Source organism: Dorea longicatena (assembly GCF_024168045.1).
GTDB lineage: Bacteria > Bacillota > Clostridia > Lachnospirales > Lachnospiraceae > Dorea_A.
The window spans coordinates 1946669-1970618 of record NZ_CP100126.1; the positions used below are offsets into that span (position 1 = coordinate 1946669).

At 43.4% G+C, this 23950-nt stretch carries 20 protein-coding genes; 1 reads left to right on the forward strand and 19 read right to left on the reverse strand.

Going from position 1 to position 23950, the window contains the following annotated elements; translation table 11 throughout:
• Positions 1–25: 25 nt before the first annotated feature.
• From NKF87_RS09245 to ptsP, 5 genes are all read right to left on the reverse strand, one after another.
• The gene (locus NKF87_RS09245; protein ID WP_117598336.1) at positions 26–988 is read right to left on the reverse strand and encodes an alpha/beta hydrolase; all 963 of its coding nucleotides are present in this window, start codon (positions 986–988) and stop codon (positions 26–28) included.
• A 39-nt stretch (positions 989–1027) separates the two neighbouring features.
• Positions 1028–1741, reverse strand: coding sequence for a DUF975 family protein (locus NKF87_RS09250; RefSeq protein ID WP_117598335.1), 714 nt, complete (start codon positions 1739–1741; stop codon positions 1028–1030).
• Between the two features lie 16 nt (positions 1742–1757).
• On the reverse strand, positions 1758–3599 hold the full coding sequence (locus tag NKF87_RS09255) for an ABC-F family ATP-binding cassette domain-containing protein (RefSeq protein WP_117598334.1): 1842 nt from the start codon (positions 3597–3599) through the stop codon (positions 1758–1760).
• A gap of 98 nt (positions 3600–3697) precedes the next feature.
• Positions 3698–5080, reverse strand: a complete 1383-nt coding sequence (locus tag NKF87_RS09260) for an NCS2 family permease (protein WP_117598333.1) — start codon at positions 5078–5080, stop codon at positions 3698–3700.
• A 49-nt stretch (positions 5081–5129) separates the two neighbouring features.
• Positions 5130–6755 (reverse strand): phosphoenolpyruvate--protein phosphotransferase, encoded by a 1626-nt coding sequence (gene ptsP / locus NKF87_RS09265; RefSeq protein ID WP_055284076.1) that lies wholly within the window; start codon positions 6753–6755, stop codon positions 5130–5132.
• 217 nt (positions 6756–6972) lie between these two features.
• On the opposite strand from ptsP, the gene NKF87_RS09270 reads away from it, so the two are divergent.
• The gene (locus tag NKF87_RS09270; protein ID WP_028088285.1) at positions 6973–7170 is read left to right on the forward strand and encodes a cold-shock protein; all 198 of its coding nucleotides are present in this window, start codon (positions 6973–6975) and stop codon (positions 7168–7170) included.
• A 154-nt stretch (positions 7171–7324) separates the two neighbouring features.
• Here the strand turns inward: NKF87_RS09270 and NKF87_RS09275 are convergent, their stop codons facing one another.
• The 14 genes from NKF87_RS09275 to NKF87_RS09340 all read right to left on the reverse strand — a co-directional run bounded on the left by NKF87_RS09275 (position 7325) and on the right by NKF87_RS09340 (position 23945).
• Positions 7325–8071 (reverse strand): SseB family protein, encoded by a 747-nt coding sequence (locus tag NKF87_RS09275; RefSeq protein ID WP_055284074.1) that lies wholly within the window; start codon positions 8069–8071, stop codon positions 7325–7327.
• Positions 8072–8089: 18 nt separating this feature from the next.
• A complete protein-coding gene (locus NKF87_RS09280) occupies positions 8090–8533 on the reverse strand; it encodes an amino acid-binding protein (protein WP_055284072.1) in 444 nt (147 codons plus the stop codon).
• 15 nt (positions 8534–8548) lie between these two features.
• Positions 8549–9880 carry a phenylacetate--CoA ligase family protein gene (locus NKF87_RS09285; RefSeq protein ID WP_055284070.1) on the reverse strand — a complete coding sequence of 444 codons (1332 nt, stop codon included), beginning with the start codon at positions 9878–9880 and terminating at the stop codon, positions 8549–8551.
• A gap of 18 nt (positions 9881–9898) precedes the next feature.
• Positions 9899–10468 (reverse strand): indolepyruvate oxidoreductase subunit beta, encoded by a 570-nt coding sequence (locus tag NKF87_RS09290; RefSeq protein ID WP_117598332.1) that lies wholly within the window; start codon positions 10466–10468, stop codon positions 9899–9901.
• A complete protein-coding gene (iorA, locus tag NKF87_RS09295) occupies positions 10468–12216 on the reverse strand; it encodes an indolepyruvate ferredoxin oxidoreductase subunit alpha (protein WP_055284066.1) in 1749 nt (582 codons plus the stop codon). Before iorA ends, NKF87_RS09290 begins: the two co-directional genes overlap by 1 nt.
• Positions 12217–12353: 137 nt before the next feature.
• Positions 12354–12917 carry a class I SAM-dependent methyltransferase gene (locus tag NKF87_RS09300; protein ID WP_055284090.1) on the reverse strand — a complete coding sequence of 188 codons (564 nt, stop codon included), beginning with the start codon at positions 12915–12917 and terminating at the stop codon, positions 12354–12356.
• A gap of 21 nt (positions 12918–12938) precedes the next feature.
• Entirely contained in the window at positions 12939–17450 is a 4512-nt protein-coding gene (locus tag NKF87_RS09305; RefSeq protein ID WP_117598331.1) for a PolC-type DNA polymerase III, read from the reverse strand.
• The gene (ispG, locus tag NKF87_RS09310) at positions 17443–18504 is read right to left on the reverse strand and encodes a flavodoxin-dependent (E)-4-hydroxy-3-methylbut-2-enyl-diphosphate synthase (RefSeq protein WP_117598330.1); all 1062 of its coding nucleotides are present in this window, start codon (positions 18502–18504) and stop codon (positions 17443–17445) included. The genes NKF87_RS09305 and ispG overlap by 8 nt, the downstream gene beginning before the upstream one ends.
• A gap of 121 nt (positions 18505–18625) precedes the next feature.
• On the reverse strand, positions 18626–19084 hold the full coding sequence (locus NKF87_RS09315; RefSeq protein WP_028088293.1) for a hypothetical protein: 459 nt from the start codon (positions 19082–19084) through the stop codon (positions 18626–18628).
• A 108-nt stretch (positions 19085–19192) separates the two neighbouring features.
• A complete protein-coding gene (locus tag NKF87_RS09320) occupies positions 19193–19426 on the reverse strand; it encodes a hypothetical protein (RefSeq protein ID WP_028088294.1) in 234 nt (77 codons plus the stop codon).
• Positions 19427–19523: 97 nt separating this feature from the next.
• The gene (locus tag NKF87_RS09325) at positions 19524–20246 is read right to left on the reverse strand and encodes a type 1 glutamine amidotransferase (protein ID WP_171029256.1); all 723 of its coding nucleotides are present in this window, start codon (positions 20244–20246) and stop codon (positions 19524–19526) included.
• Positions 20247–20260: 14 nt separating this feature from the next.
• On the reverse strand, positions 20261–21601 hold the full coding sequence (locus tag NKF87_RS09330) for a Mur ligase family protein (protein WP_117598328.1): 1341 nt from the start codon (positions 21599–21601) through the stop codon (positions 20261–20263).
• Positions 21602–21608: 7 nt separating this feature from the next.
• A complete protein-coding gene (locus tag NKF87_RS09335) occupies positions 21609–22568 on the reverse strand; it encodes a carbohydrate kinase family protein (protein WP_055284060.1) in 960 nt (319 codons plus the stop codon).
• 345 nt (positions 22569–22913) lie between these two features.
• Complete coding sequence (locus NKF87_RS09340; protein ID WP_117598327.1) at positions 22914–23945, reverse strand: 3-deoxy-7-phosphoheptulonate synthase; 1032 nt, start codon at positions 23943–23945, stop codon at positions 22914–22916.
• Between the last annotated feature and the right edge of the window lie 5 nt (positions 23946–23950).

Sequence of the window (23950 nt, forward strand, 5' to 3'; positions counted from 1 at the left end):
CTTTTCCCCTTTCTCTCTCCCGCTGCTATTTACCATCCGCCGGATTGACATTCTTTTCGCTTTCTTTCTGTCCATAGCTGTCAAGAAAGCGGTTAATAATCGCGAAGCTCTCCTGCACATGGTAATATTTTACCCCAAGTGCAAAAAATCCGTGAAGTGCATCCTGAATCCGGTGAATCTCCACCTGATTTCCGGCTTCTTTCAGACGCCTTCCATACTCTTCCCCTTCATCTCTGAGCGGATCACATTCTGCTGTTAAGATCAATGTATCCGGCTGGTTACTGTAATCCGTTTCCATCAGAGGTGCAAGATATTTACTCCTCTTATCTTCTTCTGCCGAAGCATAAAAATTAATATAATCCCTCATCTTTCCAGCTGTCAGAAGATACTCTGTTCCATAGCGTCTGACTGACAGATACGGGGAATTCTCACTGTAATCATTATTCACTGCCGGATAGATCAGAATCTGTCTCTTTGGCAGAAATTCTCCCTGATCTCTTGCCATCAGTGAAACAGCTGCTGCCAGATTCCCGCCTGCGCTGTCCCCGATCAAAGTGATCTTGTCCGGATCTGTATTCAAAATGAACCGGTTCGTAAACATAGCCTTTGCCGCCATATAACAGTCATAGAAACCTGTCGGAAATGGATATTCCGGTGCCAGCCTGTACTCTACCGATACAACAATATGATTTGTTGCCGATGCCAGACGGGCACAGATTCTCTCATAATTGTCAATACTTTCCGTTACCCATCCGCCTCCGTGAAAGAACAACAATGCCGGGAGATCATCTTCCATCTTCTCTCCCGGAAGGAATATCCTCACCGGAATCTGATGATCACCGTTATAAATCTTATAATCAATCGTCTTATAAAAGATTTTCATTGGATCGATTGCCTTTAAATTTGCCAGATGCCTCGAGGCTTCTACTTCAATGCCGTCAAAAGACAGAGCTTTCAATACTCTTCTCATGGATTTATTAATCGCCATACTACTTCCTTTACCTGTAACTTTTCTTTCTGATTTTCCTTATCTGATATATCCTTCTTCATACGCTTTTGCCTTATTAAATGCATATAATTCTGCAAATGTCGCCTCCCTGTACGGATTTACATAGAATATCCCAACGATTCCACAGGTAATTGCAGACAGTAATATCCATCCGATAAATGACAGATCCAGAATAAATGTCTCCATCTTCTGCCCGTCCATCATACGCTTACTGATCTGAAATGCTTCTTTTCTGTCCATTCCCGGATTCTCTGCAAGAATGTAAGGGATCATCAGATATTCATAATGTTTTACAATTCCCGGAATAACGAAAAGCAGCGTCCACAAAGATGTAAACAGATTTTTCAGGAACATCACCAACACAACATTCACATAATGTCCGGAACGGAATGCATCAAATATGGTTCCGACTGTTGGATTCTCTGTCTTATTGAGAACAAAGAACCTTTTTCCGCCTACTTCCAGAAGACTTCCCACAAATATCTCCAGTGCCAGAATTATGAGAGTCACTATAATTGCTGCCATTGTAATCGCCAATCCGGCAAACAGATATCCAAATCCATCTGTTCCATACAAACTGTTCTGCGAAGCACTGCCTCCGGCTCTTCCTCCATTCACACCACTTAATCCTGTGATAATTCCCATGATCACGGCTACAGCGACACATGACCAGTAATTCTTTTTAAATGCAATCCTGCCATTCGTTTTCAGTCTTTCTCTTGTCCAACTCATATCATATCCTCCTTGTCTATTCTTTTGTTATGTCTGCATTCTGAATCTTTTCATTCAGATCATTCAGATATACCCAACGCTCCATCTTTTCATCCAGTTCATTCCCTGCCTCTTCTTTTTTATCCATGAGTTCCCGTAATTTCACTGAATTAGTCGCATTAGCTGCAATCTGTGCATCCAGCGTCTCGAGCTTTTCTTCAAGCTTTGCAATATCATCGTCGATGGTCTCAAACTCCCGCTGCTCTTTATACGTGAACTTAAGTTTCGGTTTTCTCTGCTTCCATGTATCTTTGGAAGAACTTTCCCCTTTCGTTGATTGTTCTTCTGTTGCTGCAGCATGTCCTTTCAATGACATCTCCGTATCCAGACCTTCCAGTTCTTTCCGGATCAGATAATCAGAATATCCTCCCTCAAACTGGCGTACCTTCCCGTCTCCTTCAAAAGAAAAAATACGGTTCACGATACGATCAAGGAAATACCGGTCATGAGATACTGTTATGATAATTCCGTCAAAGTGATCCAGATAATCCTCCAGAATGGTCAGTGTCTGGATATCCAGATCATTCGTCGGCTCATCCAGGATCAGCACATTCGGCGCACTCATCAGCACACGCATCAGATACAATCTCCGCTTTTCTCCTCCGGAAAGCTTCTCGATTTTCGACCACTGCATGGCTCCGTCAAATAAAAAACGCTCCAGCATCTGTGATGCCGTGATCTTTCCGTCAGATGTAGTGACATATTCCCCCACTTCTTTCACATAGTCGATCACTTTCATGGACGCATCCATATATTCGTTCTCCTGCGAGAAATATCCAATCCGGATAGTCTGCCCGATTTCTATTGTTCCACTGTCTGGCCTCACGATCCCATTGATGATCTTAAGAAGTGTTGTCTTGCCACAGCCGTTCGGACCGATAATTCCAATGCGGTCATTTTTCAGGAATATATAGCTGTAATCACTGATCAGCTTTCTGTTACCATAAGATTTGCTGATATTCTCCAGCTCGATCGTCTTATTTCCCATACGGGATGCTACGGAATCCAGTACCACTCTCTTTTCTTCCTGAATATCCTTGATCTCCTGCATCGCTTTGATCCGGTCAATATGTGCTTTCTGCTTCGTGCTTCTGGCTCTTGCACCTCTTCCCAGCCATTCAAGTTCGGTGCGGAGAAGGCTCTTCCTCTTCCGTTCCGTAGCCAGTGCCATATCCTGACGCTCTGCTTTCAATTTAACAAATTCGGAATAATTTCCCGGATAACTGTATAGCTTCCCCTGATCCACTTCCACGATTCTTGTTGCCACACGATCCAGGAAGTAACGGTCATGCGTAACCATCAGTATTGCCCCTCTAAAGCCGATCAGATATTCCTCCAGCCACTCTGACATTGCATTATCCAGGTGGTTCGTCGGCTCATCTAAGATCAGTATGTCAGCCGGTGTCAGCAGTGCATTGACCAGTGCAATCCTCTTCTTCTGTCCGCCGGACATATGCTCTACTTTTTCATCATAATCATAGAACCCCAGCTGATTCAGCATAGATCTTGCATCTGCCTCGATCGTCCACTGGTTCAGTTCATTTACATTATCTGCAATTGCTGCGCGAAGAACTGTTGTTCCCTCTTCGAATTCCGGTGTCTGCGGAAGATAGCAGATCTTCACCTGCTTTCCCATACTGATCTTCCCTTCATCATATGGTTCGATTCCTGCAGTCACTTTTAACAGCGTAGACTTTCCCATCCCATTGATTCCGATCACACCGATCTTCTCATTTTCATTGATACTGAATGCAACATCATTCAGAAGAACACGGTCTGTATAAGCCTTTGTAATATGTTCCATCGTAAGTAAATTCATACGTTTGTTCTCCTTCATGTATCTTTCGGATACTTTTATAAGTCATAAAAGAGACCGGAAACACCGATCTCTTTTCGTTCTCCACTTTCTATTATATTTTACAGAAAGATATATTTCAATATGAATAATACCGCAAGTACATACATTAATGCGCTGATCTTCTTTTCTTTTGCCTTTCCAGTCATCAGATTCAGGATCACGTAAGAAATCACTCCCATAGAGATACCTTCTGAGATGCTGTAGAAAAATGGCATAGCCAGGATACAGATGTAGCATGGCAGTGCTTCTGAAAAATCATCAAAATCAACGTGCGCCACATTTGTCAACATATAGAATCCCACTACGATCAATGCCGGTGCTGTTGCAAACGATGGAATTGCAAGGAAGATTGGTGACAGGAACAACGACAACCCGAATAAAATGGCTGTTGTTGCGGAAGTCAGCCCGGTTCTTCCTCCTTCAGATACGCCTGATGCACTTTCCACGAACGTGGTAGTCGTTGTTGTTCCAAGAACTGCTCCGACGGTTGTTGCAACCGCATCAGCCATCAGTGCCCCTTTGATATTCGGAAGATGTCCTTCTTCATCTAACATACCTGCCTTGGTAGATACACCAATCAATGTTCCGATCGTATCAAACATATCAACAAATAAAAATGCAAAGATAACGACGATGAAATTCAGGGAAAATACTCCGCTAAAATCAAGTTTACCAAATACCGGCATGATACTAGGGATTGAAAATCCACTGCTAAAGTCCGGAAGCAGACTGTAGAATCCAATCTCCGGATCCGGCACATAGATACCTGTCATCTGGCAGATAATTCCTAAAATCCATGTGAGCAGGATTCCCCATAAAATATTTCCCTTTACATTCTTAATTACCAGAATTCCTGTAATTCCCACACCGATCAATGCAAGAAGAACCGTGATTCCTACGTTATTCATGGATGCTTCCACACCTTTTGCACTGTTGTACCCATCAATTGAGAATAACTCCAAAAGCGTAGAACCTCCCACTACGATATTTGCATTCTGAAGTCCGATAAATGCGATGAACAATCCGATGCCGACACTGACTGCAGACTTCAGATTTTTCGGGATTGCATTGAAGATTGCCTCACGGATATCTGTAAGCGAAAGTACGATAAATACGATACCTTCTACAAAGACGGCTGTCAGTGCAACTTCCCACTTATATCCCATTCCGAGAACAACGGTATATGCAAAGTACGCATTCAATCCCATTCCCGGCGCCAGTGCAAACGGATAATTGGCAAAGAATGCCATCAGAAACGTACCGATCATTGCCGCCAGTGCTGTGGATGTAAAGATCGCACCGGAATCCATCCCTGTCGCAGACAGGATACTCGGATTGACCGCAAGGATGTACGCCATGGTCATGAACGTGGTGATACCTGCCATAACCTCGGTCCTGACATTCGTCCCGTTCTCACGGAGCTTAAATAATTTTTCCAACATGTTACTCTTTTCCTCCTTATACTCTCAACAACAAGATATTAACTATAACTTACTGTATTTCCCTTATTTTTTTTCTCAAAGCAAGTACCTGGCTCGGTGCTACAGACAACTCATCGATCCCCATCTGGATAAACTTCTCAGTCAGACTAAGATCAGCCGCCAGATCACCGCATAATGCGATTTTCTTTCCTTCCAGGTGGATATTATTGGCAATAATACGGATCATCTTAAGAAGCGCCGGATGATGTGTATTATAAAAGCGCTCCAGTCTGCTGTTTGTTCTGTCCATTCCGAGTGTCAGCTGTGTCAGGTCATTCGTTCCGATACTGAAGAAATCTGCTTCTCTTGCCAGCTCTCCACTGATCATAACCGCTGCAGGCGTCTCGATCATAACACCGATCTTAATCTCTTCATTGAACGGAATCTTCTCGTCTTTCAGTTCATTCTTTATCTTTTCCAGAATCAGTTTCGCCTGTTTTACTTCTTCCACATCCGTGATCATCGGAAACATGACCGACATATTTCCATATGCGGATGCACGTAAAATTGCACGGAGCTGTGTCTTAAATATCTCATCTTTATCCAGCGATACACGGATTCCCCTATAGCCGATCTCCGGATTTCTATCTTCTCCGAGCTCTAGACATTCTGCCTGCTTTTCGCCTCCCAGATCTGCGGTACGGATTACGACCTTTTTGGTGCCCATTGCCTCTGCTGCCAGACGGTATACCTGGAACTGCTGTTCTTCTGTCGGCAGCTTTGTCCCATTTTCGATATACAGGAATTCGCTACGGAATAATCCGATTCCTCCGGCATCACTTCTCAGTACGTTTTCTATATCTTCCCTGGTTCCGATATTTGCACAGACGTCAATCTTCTGTCCACTCTGTGTAATATTCTCTTTTCCCTTCAGACGTTCCAGATTCTGTACCTGGGTATGATTCTCATCCTGCTTCTGCTTCATCTTGGAAATCGTCGTATAATCCGGCTCAATATATACTTTTCCCTCAAAACCGTCGATGATGATCGTCTTGCCTTCGTATTCTTTTTTCAGGGATTCTCCCAGTCCGATCACCGATGGTATTCCTTTGGTTCTTGCAAGCACAGCCGTGTGGGAATTGATAGTTCCATATCTGGTCACAAATCCAAGAATTTTGCTCTTATCAAACTTTACAGTCTCACTTGGATAAAGTTCTCCCGCAGCAAGAATAAACGGCTCATCCGTCAGCATCTTATCTTTCCATGTCCTTGCAAGAATCCGGAGTACTCTTGTCGATACATCCTTTACATCTGCCTCATGCCCCTGCACATAATTCTTATTACTCTTTGAAGCGCTTGCCAAAATATTTTCAACCGCATTTTTTACCGCATATTCTGCATTCAGCTTATGCTCAACAATAATACTTGTAATCTGACGGATGATCTCCTGGTCTTCCAGGATCATCTGCTGCATCTCAAAGATTGCCGCATTCGCTTCTCCGACATCCTTCGCTGCCAGATCATACAGATCGCGTAATTCCTGCAATGCCTTCTGTCTGGCTTTTTGAAAACGCATCACTTCTTTTTCTACATCTTTGACATAGATCCTGCGGATTTCTTTTGTATCACGCTTATAAAAGGAAAGTCTTCCGATCGCAATTCCTTCCGATATCTTTTTTCCTGTCAATGTAATCATAGTTTTTCCAACCTTTTAATCCTTTGTTAGTTTGAACAATATTACTTTACACGTTTGACGTTCATTCGTCAAGTAGATTGATTTTTTGTACAAAAACACAAAAACATTTCATATATCCATTGACGTATTTATCAATATATGCTAATCTGACAATAGTGTATTTTATAGTTTTCCTATATAAATATGCGATTTAATAATATTTTATGGAGGTATGATCATGAAAGGTACTGTAAAATGGTTTAACAACCAAAAAGGTTACGGTTTCATTTCTGACGCTGAAGGTCATGATGTATTCGTTCATTATTCAGGACTGAACATGGATGGATTCAAGACGCTTGAAGAAGGTCAGGAAGTGGAATACGAAGTTACAGACGGCGCCAAAGGACCACAGGCTGTTAATGTAACACCGCTCTAATCATAACGAATCTAAGTTTTTGATGTACTTTTTATATATTAAAATATAGCTATTTCAGATTTGAATATTTAAAAGAAATACATGACTTAATGCGAGAGATTACGAAAAAAAGCCGGATAACAAATGTTATCCGGCTTTTTCGTACCTGTAAGTACTAATTCTGATTCTGTGGTCTTGCAATATTCAGTTGCAGATCCACACCAAATGGATTCACCACTACACCTGTCATTTCATCACCCATTGCTTCCGGAACTTTTACCGCTTCCAGCACTCCCATAGAATATCTTGTATCCGAATGATTGTTCTGGAACTTCAGAAACTCCTGAACATCGGTAAATAATGGCAATAATACCTGTCCGTCATTCTTATTCAACACCGGCATTTTCTTCTCTTCCGTGACCGCAGTAATGAAAGTTGCATCCTGATAATGCGCCATCAATTCTTCCTGAAGATCCTTCATATCTTCTGTAATCTTCATTTCTTTCTGCTTACGTGCTTTCTGCATGAAGTACATAGCTGTAATCTGGAAACTCGGATTCTCGATCGGTTCCTCTCCCGGTTTCTGCTCCGGTCTTCTGACCAGTTCTGTGAGTTGAAGCTTGATCTCTTCTTCTGTATCTTTTCCTACCCACATCCCATTCACTCCGGCCGGGAATAAACTGCTGTAAAATGGAAGCATGTATTTATTTTCAATATTAAATATCTTCAGAGGATTTCCCTCTTTCAGGAATTCCTGTCCGCCCTTCATGGCTTCTTCTTCAGAGAAGAAAATCAGCACCTGATCATCATAAGTCTCCGGATCGCACACTACGAAAGGCATTCTGGTACAATCAGACATCAATACATAGATGGCTTCTGCTTCCCTCATTTTCTTTAAAACATCACTCTTATCTACACCCATACTGTTCCTCTTTCATGTCTATTGGTTTGCACGATACGCTTCATCTGCACTGTACACATCAAAGCCGCTTCCTTTCAGAATATCGATTACTCTTGCCGGATCATCACTCTTTAATACTGCTGCCGCATCATCTCCATTTGCAAAAGCGTACATATATTCAATGTTTACTTCACCGTCCACGATCTGATGCATTGCTTTGCTCAATGAACCGGTTGCATGTGGTACACGAAGTGCTACTACATCTGTCAGCATCGAAGTAATCCCAACTTCCTTTAATGCCATGCGTCCCTTATGCGGATCTGATACGATCATACGCAGCATTCCATAATCAGATGTATCCGCAAGACTCAGTGCTACGATATTCACATTGCTTTTTGCGAGTACATCTAATACTTCTTCCAGACGTCCTTCTCTGTTTTCCAAAAAAACCGATAACTGTTGTACGGTATTACTTACGCCCATGTTATTTCCTCCTGTTTATAAACCTCTGTTATCAATGACACGTTTTGCCTTACCCTCACTTCTTTCGATGGTCTTTGGCTCTACGAGTTTCACTCTTACTGCAACACCGAGTGCCTGTTTTAAGACTGCCGCAACTTTATTCTTTAACTCATCCAGTTTACGAATCTCATCTGAGAAATATTTTTCATCCACTTCTACCATAACGGTCAGCACATCCAGATTATTCTCACGGTCAACGATCATCAGATAATGCGGTGCAACTCCTCCACCGACAGAAAGCAGTGCAGTCTCAACCTGTGTCGGGAATACATTGACTCCGCGGATAACCTTCATATCATCGGTACGTCCTTTGAATTTTGAGATTCTCGGGAGTGTTCGTCCACATTCACAGGTAGAATGATCAATACTTGTAAGGTCTTTGGTTCTGTAACGAAGTAACGGCATACCTTCTTTGGCAAGTGTTGTAAATACCAGTTCTCCGATCTCTCCGTCTGCGCAATGGCTGTTATCAGCCGGGTTCAATACTTCCGGATAGAAATAGTCTTCATATACATGCATACCATTATGATGGATACACTCTAAAGCTACACCTGGTCCTGTAACCTCGCACAGGCCATAGATATCAAAGCAGTTTACATCCAGGAGTTCTTCGATCTTCAGACGCATCTCTTCTGTCCATGGCTCTGCCCCGTTGATTCCAACCTTCAACTGGAGTTTGTCTACAATTCCGGCCTCATTGGCAGCCTCTGCAAGATACAGCGCATAAGATGGTGTACATGCAAATGCAGTTGCGCCAAAGTCTTCCATACACATCAGCTGTCTCTTCGTATTACCTGCTGACATCGGGATAGCCATTGCTCCAAGCTTTCTTGCTCCGAAATCCAGCCCCATGCCTCCTGTGAACAATCCATATCCATAACAGATATGAATGCGGTCTTCTGCTGTAAGTCCTGCCATCGTAAGACCTCTGGCCACACACTCGCTCCATACATCTATGTCTTTCTGTGTATAAGAAGCAAGGGTAAGTTTTCCAGTTGTTCCCGATGTTCCCTGAACCCTGACAATCTTATCTTTTGGAACAGCCAGAAGGCCAAACGGATAATTTGCTCTTAAGTCCTCTTTCGTCGTAAACGGAAGCTTACCAATATCCTCAATCCCTTTGATATCCCCTGGTTCTACTCCTATTTCATCCATTTTCTTACGATAAAATTCTACATTTTCGTATACATTTTTCACCTGTTTTACCAGACGATCGCTCTGCAGTGCAGTCATCTCATCTCTGCTCATACACTCAATCTTCGGATCTCTGATCTGTTCTTTCCAATCTTTCAGTGCTACTCTTGCCATAACCTGTTCCGTACCTCCTTATAAATGATAGCCAACGTCAAATGCTTTTTTATTAATCTCAATGGTTTTCGGAGGAACTGTCTTTTCAATCACTTCGTACCACTGTTCTTTTGTAAAATCCATATGCTGAGCCGCTACACCAAGTACGATCAGGTTGAACACTCTTGGATTACCGATCTTCTTTGCTTCTTCTGTTGCATTTACTGTATAGACTCTGTGTTCTTCTCCGAGTGTCTCAATAATATTTTCCGGATACTGTGCTACCCCGATCACAACCGGCATCGGATCGATTCTCCAGTCATTGATGATCAGTGCACCATCCTTTTTCAGAAAATGTGCATATCTGAGTGCTTCCAGACGTTCGAATGCGATGATCACATCCGCCTGCCCCTCTTCTACGATCGGTTCTGCCACTTTATCCCCATATCTTACAAATGTTACAACACTTCCGCCACGCTGAGCCATTCCATGTACTTCGGAAAGCTTTACATCATAGCCGCCGGCAATGGCAAGGCCTCCTAAGATTCTGCTTGTAAGCAGTGTTCCCTGTCCGCCGACTCCGACGATCATAATATTCTTTGCTGCCATTATCTGTCACCTTCCTTTACTAACTCAATTGCGTCAAATTTACACAAGCTTGCACAAAGTCCGCAACCTGTACACATTGTATCATCGATAGAAATGGTACCGTCTGCATTCTTTGTCATAGCCGGACATCCCGGTTTCATACACATACCACATTTTTTACATTTGTCTGTGTGTGTCTGATATAACGGTTTCTTCGACTTATCCAAAAGAACGCAAGGTGTCTTTGTGATAATCACAGATACTTCATCTTTTGCGATTTCTTCTTTCACCGCTTTCTCTACTGCCTGGATATCTCTTGCATTGACTTCCACAACATTCTTCACTCCGATCGCGCGGCACAAAGCAGGAATATCGATTGCGTATGTCGGATCTCCCTGAAGTGTCTTTCCGGTTGCCGCATGATCCTGATGACCGGTCATACCCGTTGTAGAGTTATCTAAAATAATAACTGTTCCCGTTGCTTTGTTATACATCATATTCATAAGCGAATTGACACCGGTATGTAAGAATGTAGAATCCCCGATCACAGCGACCCAGTTCTTGATATATTCTTTTCCTTTGGCTTTTTCCATACCATGAAGACTTGAGATACTGGCTCCCATACAGATTGTTGTATCCACGACACTAAGTGGTGCAACTGCTCCCAGTGTATAACATCCAATATCACCTGCTGCATGTATCTTTAACTTATTCAGCACATAGTACACACCTCTGTGTGGACATCCCGGACATAAGATCGGTGGTCTTCCCGGTGCCTCTGCAGGTTTGCTGATGTCCAGTTCCTCTTTTAGGATTGCCTGACGGATCATATTCGCACTGTACTCTCCCTGTACTGTAAAGATTTCTTTACCAATTGCCTTGATCCCCCAAGATTTCACCTGTGTCTCAATGACAGGATCCAGTTCTTCTACAACGTATAATGTATCTACTTTCGAAGCAAAGTCCTCGATCAGCTTTCTCGGAAGCGGATTCACCAGTCCAAGTTTTAACACAGATGCTTCCGGAAGTGCTTCTTTTACATACTGATAAGGAATTCCACTTGTGATCACACCGATCTTTGTATCGTTCATCTCAACTCTGTTGATCGGAAGTGTATTTGCTGCCTCTGCCAGTTCCTGATTCCGTTTTTCGATCTCTACGTGACGGAGTTTCGCATTTCCCGGCATCATAACATTCTTGCGGATATTCTTCTCATATGGTTTATCTTCGATCTCTTTGCGTTCGTTTAATTCTACAAGTCCCTGTGAATGTGCAAGTCTTGTTGTCGTACGGTATACAAACGGACGGTCAAACTGTTCACTTAAATCAAATGCGATCTTAATAAATTCTTTTGCTTCTGCACTGTCTGATGGTTCGATCACTGGAAGCTGTGCCGCGCGAGCGACCATTCTTGTATCCTGCTCGTTCTGAGAGCTGTAAAGTCCCGGATCATCTGCAACAACAATGACAAGTCCTCCGTTGACTCCCATGTAAGATACGGTATATGTAGGATCCGCTGCCACGTTAAATCCCACATGCTTCATACAGGACATAGCACGTACTCCTGATACGGATGCACCGATCGCTACTTCTGTTGCAACTTTTTCATTCGGTGACCATTCGCAGTATAAACTATCTTTATATTTGACCAGGTTCTCACTGATCTCTGTACTAGGCGTACCAGGATATGCTGCCGATACCTTTACTCCGGCCTCATATGCACCTCTGGCGATTGCCTCGTTCCCAAGCATAATTACTTTTTCTGACATACTTCTCTTCCATCCTTTCGTGTAAGCGGCATTCCGTTTACGCCACCTTGTAATAGTATAACATAATACTTTCATGAGTTAAAGCATTGATTTGTCAAATTCCAAATTTTTCTGTCTTCGTTTCTTTTGCTTCCGGATTACTCTTTAAATATAAATACCGGCATCGGCGGACAGTTCTTCCGATTATAGTATTCATTGACGATCACGGTATACTCTCTTCCCGGAAGTCCTTTTATGTATTCGAGAATCTTCTCTTTTTCTTCGAATCCGGTATCTCCGCCACTATAAATACACAGGCTCATCATACCACCGTGTTTCAGTATGCCGAGACCTTTTCCGATTGCCTCTATGCTGGTCTGGTATGTAGTTGCAAGCTTATGATCCCCGCCTGGAAGATATCCGAAATTAAAACAGATCACATCTGTACTCTCTTCCATTGCATACCGGTCCATATGCTCATGCCCGTCCAGGATCAGTTCCGCCTGCTGCTCTTTTCCGTGTGTCCTTAGTAATTCTCGCGTCGCATCCAGTGCTTCCTGTTGAATATCAAATGCAAGTACCTTTCCATTTTCTCCGGCAAGCTCACACAGGAACAAGGTATCATTCCCCTTTCCCATGGTCGCATCGATATAACATCCGCCTGCTTCTGCCTGTGAACGGATGATCTCGTGACACCAGTATGTGATCTGTGACTGTTTTATTCTTCCCATCTGTTCTCTCTCCTAAAAATCAAACAATGACAGCTGGTTCGATGCCGGAAGATCCGCAAGGATTCCAAGATCAACCATCGTGTCAATAACGGTCTTACTTGCTTTTGTTCTCTGTCTGAAATCATCCAGCGACAGATAGGTCCCATCTTTTGAGGCTTCTGCAACTGCCTCGGCAGCCTTCTCTCCCATACCGTCAATGCTGGAAAGCGGCGGCATCAGTTTGCCATTTACGATCAGGAACTTCGTTGCCTGTGCTTTGTAGATGTCAAGCGGCTCAAATTCGAATCCTCTTGCATACATCTCCTGAACGATCTTCATATCTTTCATCGTATCCTGTTCTTTTTTGCTGAGTGTCGCAGAACGACGATTGTAATCATCGATATAGTACTGAAGCTTTTCCTTCCCCTGACACATGATCTCATAAGAGAATGCATCTGCACGGATTCCGAAATATGCCCCGTAATATGCAAGCGGATAGTTGATCTTACAATATGCGATACGGTATGCCATCATGACATACGCCGCCGCATGCGCCTTCGGGAACATGTACTTGATCTGCTCACACGACCAGACATACCAGTCCGGTACATTATGCTCAGCCATGTCTTTTTTGAATTCCGGCCATTCCTTACATTTTCCTTTGGCAACCGTTCCTTTACGGACACGTTCCATAATAGTAAAGGATTCCTCGCTGTCCATTCCCTTGTTGATCAGATACGTCATGATATCATCTCGGGTACAGATTGCAGTAGAAATCGTTGCCTTACCGCTCCGGATCAGTTCCTGGGCATTATTCAGCCATACGTCTGTTCCATGTGACAGCCCGGAGATACGGATCAGATCCGAGATTGTATTCGGCTTCGTATCCACGACCATCTGGATAACAAAGTCTGTTCCAAATTCCGGGATTCCCAGACATCCGACCGGACATCCGCCGATATCATCTGGTTTGATCCCAAGTGCCGATGTATCATGGAATAGCGAAATCACCCCCTGATCATCCAACGGAATCTTGGTTGCATCAAAACGATTATCCGTCTCATTGTATTCATTGTCCATCGCCGGAGAGCTGATGTATTCCTCCAGCGTCTTGATCATGGTCGGATCATCATGTCCGAGAATATCAAGCTTTAACAGGTTGTGGTCGATCGAATGGTAATCGAAATGTGTGGTAACGATATCGGTCGTCATATCATTCGCCGGATGCTGTACCGGCGTAAAGGAGTTGATCTCTTCACCAAGCGGAAGTACGATAATTCCTCCCGGATGCTGTCCGGTGCTTCGTCGGATTCCCGTACAGCCCTGTACGATACGGTCAATCTCACATTTTCTCTTTCCCTGTCCGTGTTCTTCGTAATAATTCTTTACATACCCAAACGCTGTCTTATCCGCCAGTGTACCAACCGTTCCGGCACGAAACGTCTGACCTGCGCCGAAGATGACTTCCGTATATTTGTGTGCATTACTCTGATAATCTCCCGAGAAGTTCAAGTCGATATCCGGTTCTTTATTTCCCTTAAATCCAAGGAATGTCTCAAACGGGATGTCGAAACCGTCTTTTGTAAGCTTTTCTCCACACACCGGACAGATCCGGTCTGGCATATCCCATCCGCAGCCTCCGGCAAATTTTCTGACTTCTTCTGACTCAAAGTCGCTGTAGTGACATTTTTTACAATAATAATGAGGACTTAACGGGTTAACCTCTGTAATCCCAGCCATGGTCGCCACGAAGGAAGATCCTACGGAACCACGGGATCCTACCAGATATCCGTCCTCCACCGACTTCCATACCAGTTTCTGTGCAATAATGTACATAACGGCAAATCCATTTGATATGATAGAATTCAATTCTCGTTCCAGACGCTCGGTAACAATCTCCGGCAAATCTTCCCCGTACATTGAATGCGCCTTGTTATAACAGATGTCACGCAGCATCTTATCCGAATCCGGGATGACCGGCGGACACTTGTCCGGACGCACCGGTGTGATCTTCTCCACCATTCCGGCGATCTTCACCGGGTTCTCAATGACAATCTCTCTTGCCTTTGCAGATCCCAGGTATTCGAATTCCTCCAGCATCTCATCAGTCGTCCTAAGATACAGTGGCGGCTGACTGTCCGCATCACCGAATCCCTTCCCTGCCATGATAATCCTTCTGTATACCTCATCCTCCGGATTCATGAAATGTACATCACATGTTCCGACAACCGGCTTATTGAACCGTTCGCCAAGTGCCACGATCTTCCGGTTGATCTCTTTTAAGTCTTCCTCGTTCTGTACCTTCGTAATCTTCGGGCTCTCGATCATGAACTGGTTATTGCCAAGCGGCTGGATCTCCAGATAATCATAGAAGTTTACGATCTTTGCGATTCGTTCTTCCGACTTTTCATTCAGAATCGCCTGATAAAGTTCTCCCGCCTCACAGGCACTTCCCACCAGAAGTCCTTCTCTGTATTTCGACAGTTCGCTCTTTGGAATTCTTGGTCTTCTTGCATAGTATTTCAGATGGGACATTGAGATCAGGGTATACAGATTCACACGTCCCACTTCATTCAGTGCCAGAATGATCACATGGTATGACGGAAGTTTCCGGACAGCATCAGCATTGTTCTCTCCAAACTGGTTTAGCTTCGCCAGATCATAAATGCCTCTGTCCTTTAACATTTCCACAAATTTTACAAATATCTCCGCAGTTGCTCCGGCGTCATCGACCGCCCGGTGGTGGTTCTCCAGTGAAATATGGAGTGCATTTGCCACCACATTCAGCTTATACTTTGACAACGTCGGCAGAAGGATACGCGCCATCGACACCGTATCCACCGATGTGAAATCCGGCTGGATATCCTGATATCTGCAGTTTTGTTCAATAAAACTTACATCAAAAGAGGCATTGTGTGCGACCAGTGCCGCATCTCCTATGAACTCCAGAAATTGTGGAAGAACCGTCTCAATATCCGGCGCCCCCATAACCATCTGGTCGGTAATGCTGGTAAGCTGTGTGATCTGGAACGGGATCGGTACTTTCGGATTGACAAATGTACTGAATTTGTCTGTGATCACGCCATGTTCTACCTTTACCGCACCGATCTCGATGATCCTATCCTTGATTGGACTGAATCCGGTTGTCTCCAGATCGAAGACTACATACATGTCATCCAGCGACTGCCCTTTTTCATTTACCGCTACATCAGTCAGATCATCTACCAGATATCCTTCCACACCATAGATAACTTTGAACGGATCGTCCTTATCCAGTGACTCAATATAATGATTTGCATCCGTGAATGCCTGAACTACACCATGATCCGTGACCGCCATCGCCGGATGTCCCCAGTCATGCGCCTGCTTTAGAAGCGTTGTGACGTCTGTTACCGCATCCATATCGCTCATCTTGGTATGGCAGTGAAGTTCCACTCGTTTCTCTGGTGCAGTATCCACTCTTGACTCTGTAAAATCACTGATCTTCTTGATTCCGACTACCGACTGGATATTCAGTTCCGAATCAAAACGGTCTACCGTTGTTACTCCTTTTAACTTCAAAAATGCACCTGTCTTAATATCTCCCAAAATATCCGCAAGCTGATCGTTCCGCACAAACATTTTCACCATAATAGAATCCGTAAAATCTGTAACTGCAAACATAATGATCGTCTTCTCATTACGGATCTCTCTGGTCTCCATACTGATGACTTTTCCACGGATTGTGATCTCACCCATCTCGCCTAACACATTCTGCAGTTCGATCGTCTCATCGTCAAAGTCTCGTCCGTAAATCAGATTCGGATCATCCGTAGCCTTACGTACAAACGAATAGCTGCCTTTTCCAAATGATTTGGAACTCTTAGCGCTGATTTTATTACTGTTTTCTCCACCGGAAGTGCTTTTTGGCGCACTTTTTTCCTCTTTTTTCTCTTCTTTCTGTTCCTGTGCTTTCTTTGCCTTGACAGCCTCAGACTGTTCACGAATTGCCTCTACTTCCTGTTCTAATTTGGCTTCGTTATATTTCAACTTACTGTCTTTTGCCTTTTCATACAGAACCCGTATCTCCACCGGCCGTTGAAAACGCTCTGCAAATACACCCGTCAGATACTCCGACAGGGAGTCCTTTTTTCCTTGTGCAACAATCGTATCCGTCAGCGTCAGACAGAGAATATTACCATTTTCAAATTCATAACTGGCGTTCTGGAGCATGTTCCGCTCTACAACGCTCTTCTGATCCAGTTCCAGCAGAAAACTGTCGTAGTATTCATTCATCAGATTCTCCGGTGTATACTGTTCCGATAGGTCATACTGCTCCCGCACTGTCACCTGGATATGGCTTCTGGCAAATAACTGCTGCTTCAGCATACGCTCCACTTCATATATATCCTTTTTCTGGATCAGATGTCTGCTGTAAATGCTGACACGGATAAAGTCTCTCGTAGAATTTGTGGAAACTTTCGTCACCTCTACGCCCTGAAACATCATCTGAATATCATCTTTTACTTTTAATGTCGGAAATACCTCAAAAAACGGCTTACTCATTCCAGTGTAACAACTCCTGTCTCAATGTCTCCAATAATTCGTCTTCTTTTACTTTCTTCACGACCTCACCTTTCTTGATCAGAAGACCTTCTCCGATTCCGCCGGCAATTCCGATATCTGCTTCCCTTGCTTCTCCCGGTCCGTTGACCACGCAGCCCATAACGGCCACCTTGATATCCAGCGGAATATCGGCCACCATTTCTTCGACTTTATTTGCAAGTCCGATCAGATCGATCTTGGTTCTTCCGCAGGTTGGGCAGGATACCACTTCGATTCCGCCTTTCCGAAGTCCCAGCGTCTTTAAGATCAGTTTTGCGGATTTGATCTCTTCTACCGGATCTCCGGTCAGCGATACACGGATCGTATCACCGATCCCCTGACTTAAGATCAGTCCCAGTCCGATGGAAGATTTGATATTCCCTGCCAGCAGGGTTCCTGATTCTGTAATGCCGACATGTAACGGATACGGGCATACCGGTGCCAGGAGCTCATGCGCTTTCACGCACATCATAACGTCCGATGACTTGATACTGACTACCAGATTGTCATATCCCATCTCTTCTATCATATGTACTTTGTCCAGTGCACTTTCTACCAGACCTTCTGCCGTTACGCCATGATATTTTTCTACCAGATGTTTCTCCAGTGAACCACTGTTCACTCCGACACGGATCGGAATATTATATTCTTTTGCTTTTTCTACCACTGCACGGACTCTTTTTTCATCCCCGATATTCCCAGGATTGATACGGATCTTATCTGCCCCGTTCTCAATTGCGGCAATTGCAAGGCGATAATCAAAGTGAATATCTGCCACCAGCGGAATATGTATCTGTTCTTTGATCTTGCGGATACTCTCTGCTGCCTCCATCGTCGGAACCGCCACCCGGATAATATCGCATCCCGCTTTCTCAAGCTTTAAGATCTGCGCCACACAGGCTTCCACGTCTTCTGTTTTCGTGTTCGTCATAGACTGGATCGCAATCCGCTCCCCGCCGCCGATACACACATTACCGATCTGTACTTTTTTCGTTTTATTTCTGTAGTCTTCCATCCTTTTCCCTCCGTTTTTATGATATATAAACTTCTTTTTTGTCTTTCTTCTTGCATATGCGCATTTGTCCCTATAGCAACAAATGCCCCTCTATACCATACATATAGAGGGGCTGTCATTTTTAATTCTTATTGAACATCATCTGTTCTCCATATTCACGCTCTGTCAATGTCAGCGTTCCGTCATCAATACTATATTCAAATGTCGTTCCTATGGATTGTACTGCATTTTTCAAAGTCTCTGTCGTATACTGTCCATCCGACTTTTCTGCAATTTTCTGAATCTGTGCATCGTCCTGCTGTATAGAAATCGTCTTGGATTCTTTGTTCATCGTATATGTCATCGGAACTTCTGTATCTTTTCCTTCTCCCGATGCCGGAATTGTTACCGTCATCTGACCATCACGACTGATCTTCAGATTCATATTACCGTCCTCATCCGTCCAGGAACCTTCTAACGGATTCCCCGTAAACATCTTCATCAGAAGAAATATTGCTACGATTATAATCAGGACAGATGTAACAGACGTAACGACTGTCCATATCTTACTTCTTTTTGCCTCATCATTGTTTTCTATCATCTATCCGTTTCCCTTCTTTTTATTGTGTCTTTTATTATTCCCGCTATTATAGATTATATGTGCTTTTTTCTTCCGTGTCAACGACAGGTCTTTTGTTTCTTCTTCCCTTTACTCGTCAATCTCCACAAGCAGATAAAATCCCCTGTCCGTCTGTTCAATCTTCTTGATCTTTCCTTTTCTTGCTCTGATCCGCTGTCTGGTACGGTAGATTCCTGACATAGCGATGGATGGTTCGACCAGATATGTATATTGGCCGGTAACGGCACTTCGTTCACTGATCTCTACTTCCTGTCCTTCTGTCACCAGACCTTCTCTTTCCATTTTAAAACGTTCCACACGCATTTTTACTGTCTCCTTTTCTTTTTATCCACACAATACCGCAAAAAGCAAAAATCGTCAGCTTTCCTTTGAAAAACTGACGATTTTTGCCGGACAGTTCTTATTCCTTTACAAAGCGGTGATAAATATAATCATTTGCTTCTTTTTCCTGACTGTCATCCAGTGGAGTAAGAATCACTTCTCCGCCATACTTTCTTTCCAGCGCTTTTCTGATCAGATAATCACTGACCTGTGGATTTTTCGGAAGCAGCGGACCATGCAGATAAGTTCCGATCACATTCTTATACACAACACCTTCATAACCGCTTTTACCATCATTTCCGGCTCCGTACAGAACCTTTCCGAACGGTTTATTTCCATTCAGATAAGTTCTTCCGCCATGGTTTTCAAATCCTACTACCGGCATGTCTACAAGTTCACTGTCCAGAACGATATTATCGATCAGACGTCCTTCTTCCTGCTCCGTATAGATATCCACCAGATTCAGGCCCTCGATCATTCCGGCATCTGTTTTATAGTACTTCCCAAGAAGCTGATAACCGCCGCACACTGCGATGACCACACCGCCGTCTTCTACATAATCTTTGAATTCACTTTGGATCTCCAGAAGACTTTTACACACGATTGCCTGTTCCCTGTCGGAACCGCCTCCCAGCAAAACGATATCCAGTTTTGAAAAATCGATCTTGTCTCCGGTGTTGAATTCTATTGTCTCTGCTTCTATCCCCCGCCAGATACAGCGTTTCATCAGACATGCAATATTCCCTCTGTCTCCGTACAGATTCAAAAGATCCGGATACAGATGACCAATTGTAAGTTTCATATCCTTAGTCTCCATTATCCTTCTCCTTCCATCTTTTTCAATACATTCCGGGTACTGAACAGAGCTGTATAGTTCACCAGTACATACAGGTTGCCACATCCATTTTCTACTCTTTCACGGATTGCCTTCTCCACATCTGCTTCCAGCATGGACATAATATCTACGTATTTCATACGTAATCTCATATCCTGACAACGGATACCGCTTACTGTAATGGAATTGATATTCGCTCCCTTGAATCTGTCAAAATCCACATCCCAGAGCCATGAAATATCCGTTCCGTCCTGTGCATTGTCATTGATCACAATGATTACATCTTTCATGGATTCATCCTGCATTACCGCAGAAATATTCTGATTGAATCCCGCCGGATTCTTTGCAAGATTCAGCACGATCTTTGTGCCCTGTACATCAAATTGTTCCATGCGGCCATTCTCCGGATTAAATTCTGCAAGCATGTCCTGGAAATGTTCCAGTCCAAGTCCTCCGGTTCTTCCCGCTGCATATGCTGCCAGAATATTATATACATTGTAGAAGCCTTTATAATTGGCTTCCAGATGTCTTTCCTCAACTGTAAATGCAAGATGATCACTGACCGCTACATCCGATGCATCATATACAATTGCCGGTCGCTTAAACTCACAACCCGTACATGCATAATCTCCAAGCTGGCTGTAGTGATAGAAATTATACTTCAACGGAGCCCCGCATTTTTTACAGAAACGTCCCTCTCTGATCTCATGCGAATCTTTATCATTCACTACCTTTTCGCTGATACCGTAAGTCACATACGGATTACCGCTTTCCATTGCAAGGTATGCGGACAATGCATCATCTCCGTTCACGATCACCTTCATCTTTGGTGCACTCTGCATCACTTCTTTTAAGATGTTCATTGTAATATCAATCTCACCATAGCGGTCAAGCTGATCACGGAACAGATTTGTCAATACCATGTAATCCGGCTTAAAATGTGGAAATACCCTTCTGGTTGATGCCTCATCAATCTCAATACAGGCATAATCTGCATCCAGATTACCACTGAAGCCTGCGCCCAATACAAATGCTGCTACAACTCCATTCAACATGTTCGATCCGGTATGATTACAGATTACTTTATAGCCTTCTTTTTCAATTGCTGCACAAAGCATATTGTTGGTCGTCGTCTTTCCATTGGTTCCGCATACAATAAAAATATCTTTTCTAACCTGGCCTGCAAGATCGTGCAGGATACTTGGATCAATCTTTAATGCAATTTTCCCCGCCCAGGTCACACCCTGGCGGTGAAAGATGTGTACACTTGCTTTTTCACTTATCTTTGCTGCCCATACAGCCAGCATTCTGCGTACTCCCATAATTTTTTTATTCCCCGATCAGTTCCTTGATATTTTGCGGTTCCGGCATCGAGCGGATTGCACCTTTTTTCATCGTGATCAGTGCTGCACCCGCATTTGCATATGTCAGAATCTCTTTTAATTTTTCTTCGTCCAGATTATCCAGGCCATACTTCAACACACCATTGATAGAGCATCCGCAGAACGTGTCACCTGCTCCTGTTGTCTCGATTGCTTTCACGGTAAATCCCGGCTGTTCTACACGAAGATTTTTATAATAAGCTCTGCTTCCTTCTTTTCCCATAGTCAGGAAGATAAGCGGTATCTGATATTTCTCCTGAAGATACTTAATTCCTTTATCATAATCTTCTTCTCCGGATACGAACTGAATCTCATTATCCGAAATCTTCAGTACATCACAGTTTTCAAATCCGTACTCCATCTGCTCCTTCGCCTCATCCAGCGTCTTCCAGAGCGGCGGACGTAAATTCGGATCAAACGTGATCATACATCCGGCTTCTTTTGCAACGGAGAGTGCCCTCTTTGTTGCAGTTTTTACCGGTTCATCTGTCATAGAAAGTGTTCCGAAATGGAATACCTTTGACTGACGAATCAGATCATAATCTACTTCCTCTTCCTTTAACATCATATCTGCTCCCGGTTTGCGGTAAAAAGAAAATTCTCTGTCACCATCCGGGAAAGTATGTACAAAAGCAAGTGTTGTGTGGATATCCTTATCCATTACAAGTCCCTTTGCTTCTATTCCTGTATTCGTAATCGTATCCTTCAATAATTTACCAAACTGATCATCACCTACTTTTCCGATAAAGGCTGTTTTTCTTCCCAGTTTATTCAGCATTGCAAGTACATTACATGGTGCTCCACCCGGACATGCTTCAAATAACTGATTTCCCTGCTCACTTTCCCCGTTTACCGCAAAATCGATCAACAGCTCTCCGAGTGCTGTCACGTCATACTTCTTTTCCATATACACTACTCCTTATCTTAATCTTTATATTATTATTTATTTTACCATATAATTTGTCATTTTAAAACCTGTCCGTATTGAAAGTGCATTATCACTAATTTCCGCATAAGTCTTTGTTATTTTTTTGTCATTTTTGCCTATTTACGAATTTGGTAATGATTGATAAAATAATAACAAATAATACAACAACCTGACGTATTATTTTATATTGTGAAACAACGATTTCACAAATGTTCGTGTTTGGATGGTACTCCCCTCCCACGAACCCTCTCTTGATAGCGTTTTGTAAGAAAGTCACATAAAAAGTTTCCGCCAAAACTTTTTATGTGACTTTCTTCATTTTCTTTAACATTCTTCGGCAATTTTATAGATCAGCTTTTCGGTATCTTCCCATCCGATGCATGGATCTGTGATAGATTTTCCATAGATCATATCCGCCGATATATCCTGTCTGCCTTCTTCCAGGTAGCTTTCTACCATAACACCCTTGATCATCTTTTTAAGATCCGGGTTGTATCTGCGTGAATGCAGTACCTCACTTACGATACGGATCTGCTCTTTGTATTTCTTATTTGAATTCGAATGATTCGCATCAATCACCGCTGCCGGATTCTTAAGATCCTTTTTCTGATATAATTCCCAGAGTCTTACACATTCTTCATAATGGTAATTCGGCATACATTGTCCATACTTGTCCACTCCGCCGCGGAGAATGGTATGTGCGAGCGGATTGCCGGATGTCGTCACATCCATCGTTCTGTAAATGAACCGGTGTCCCATCTGTGCCGCTACGATTGAATTCAGCATTACAGAGAGATCCCCGCTGGTCGGGTTCTTCATTCCGACCGGAATGTCCATACCGCTCGCAGTCAGTCTGTGCTGCTGGTTCTCCACCGATCTTGCTCCTACAGCCTCATAAGAAAGAATGTCATCCAGATAGCTTCTGTTTTCCGGATATAACATTTCATCCGCTGCCGTCAGGCCACTTTCTTTCATTGCACGGATATGCATTTTACGGATCGCCATAATCCCCGCATACAGATCCGGTGCTTTGTCCGGATCCGGCTGATGCAGCATTCCTTTATATCCTTCCCCTGTTGTTCTCGGCTTGTTGGTATAAATTCTCGGTATCAGCATCAGACGGTCTTTGACTTTTTCATTCACTTTCGCAAGCCGGCTTACATATTCACATACAGAATCTTCATTATCTGCCGAACACGGTCCGATAATCACTGCGAATTTATCGGATTTTCCGGTAAAAATGTCCCGGATTTCCGTATCACGTTCTTTTTTCAACCGGATCAGTTCCTCAGACAGAGGGTATTCTTCTTTCAGTTCTGCCGGCAATGGCAGAACTTTATTTACTTTCATAGACATAATCT

What these genes read in the sequence shown, in the direction of transcription:
- NKF87_RS09335 (WP_055284060.1), bottom strand. Translation starts at nt 22,568, where the DNA reads ATGGAAAAGAAGTATGACGTGACAGCACTCGGAGAGCTGTTGATCGAT.
- NKF87_RS09340 (WP_117598327.1), bottom strand. Translation starts at nt 23,945, where the DNA reads ATGTCTATGAAAGTAAATAAAGTTCTGCCATTGCCGGCAGAACTGAAA.
- NKF87_RS09270 (WP_028088285.1), top strand. Translation starts at nt 6,973, where the DNA reads ATGAAAGGTACTGTAAAATGGTTTAACAACCAAAAAGGTTACGGTTTC.
- iorA (WP_055284066.1), bottom strand. Translation starts at nt 12,216, where the DNA reads ATGTCAGAAAAAGTAATTATGCTTGGGAACGAGGCAATCGCCAGAGGT.
- NKF87_RS09285 (WP_055284070.1), bottom strand. Translation starts at nt 9,880, where the DNA reads ATGGCAAGAGTAGCACTGAAAGATTGGAAAGAACAGATCAGAGATCCG.
- NKF87_RS09315 (WP_028088293.1), bottom strand. Translation starts at nt 19,084, where the DNA reads ATGATAGAAAACAATGATGAGGCAAAAAGAAGTAAGATATGGACAGTC.
- NKF87_RS09325 (WP_171029256.1), bottom strand. Translation starts at nt 20,246, where the DNA reads ATGAAACTTACAATTGGTCATCTGTATCCGGATCTTTTGAATCTGTAC.
- NKF87_RS09330 (WP_117598328.1), bottom strand. Translation starts at nt 21,601, where the DNA reads ATGGGAGTACGCAGAATGCTGGCTGTATGGGCAGCAAAGATAAGTGAA.
- NKF87_RS09255 (WP_117598334.1), bottom strand. Translation starts at nt 3,599, where the DNA reads ATGAATTTACTTACGATGGAACATATTACAAAGGCTTATACAGACCGT.
- NKF87_RS09250 (WP_117598335.1), bottom strand. Translation starts at nt 1,741, where the DNA reads ATGAGTTGGACAAGAGAAAGACTGAAAACGAATGGCAGGATTGCATTT.
- ispG (WP_117598330.1), bottom strand. Translation starts at nt 18,504, where the DNA reads ATGGAAGACTACAGAAATAAAACGAAAAAAGTACAGATCGGTAATGTG.
- NKF87_RS09260 (WP_117598333.1), bottom strand. Translation starts at nt 5,080, where the DNA reads ATGTTGGAAAAATTATTTAAGCTCCGTGAGAACGGGACGAATGTCAGG.
- NKF87_RS09275 (WP_055284074.1), bottom strand. Translation starts at nt 8,071, where the DNA reads ATGGGTGTAGATAAGAGTGATGTTTTAAAGAAAATGAGGGAAGCAGAA.
- NKF87_RS09245 (WP_117598336.1), bottom strand. Translation starts at nt 988, where the DNA reads ATGGCGATTAATAAATCCATGAGAAGAGTATTGAAAGCTCTGTCTTTT.
- NKF87_RS09305 (WP_117598331.1), bottom strand. Translation starts at nt 17,450, where the DNA reads ATGAGTAAGCCGTTTTTTGAGGTATTTCCGACATTAAAAGTAAAAGAT.
- ptsP (WP_055284076.1), bottom strand. Translation starts at nt 6,755, where the DNA reads ATGATTACATTGACAGGAAAAAAGATATCGGAAGGAATTGCGATCGGA.
- NKF87_RS09280 (WP_055284072.1), bottom strand. Translation starts at nt 8,533, where the DNA reads ATGGGCGTAAGTAATACCGTACAACAGTTATCGGTTTTTTTGGAAAAC.
- NKF87_RS09290 (WP_117598332.1), bottom strand. Translation starts at nt 10,468, where the DNA reads ATGGCAGCAAAGAATATTATGATCGTCGGAGTCGGCGGACAGGGAACA.
- NKF87_RS09320 (WP_028088294.1), bottom strand. Translation starts at nt 19,426, where the DNA reads ATGCGTGTGGAACGTTTTAAAATGGAAAGAGAAGGTCTGGTGACAGAA.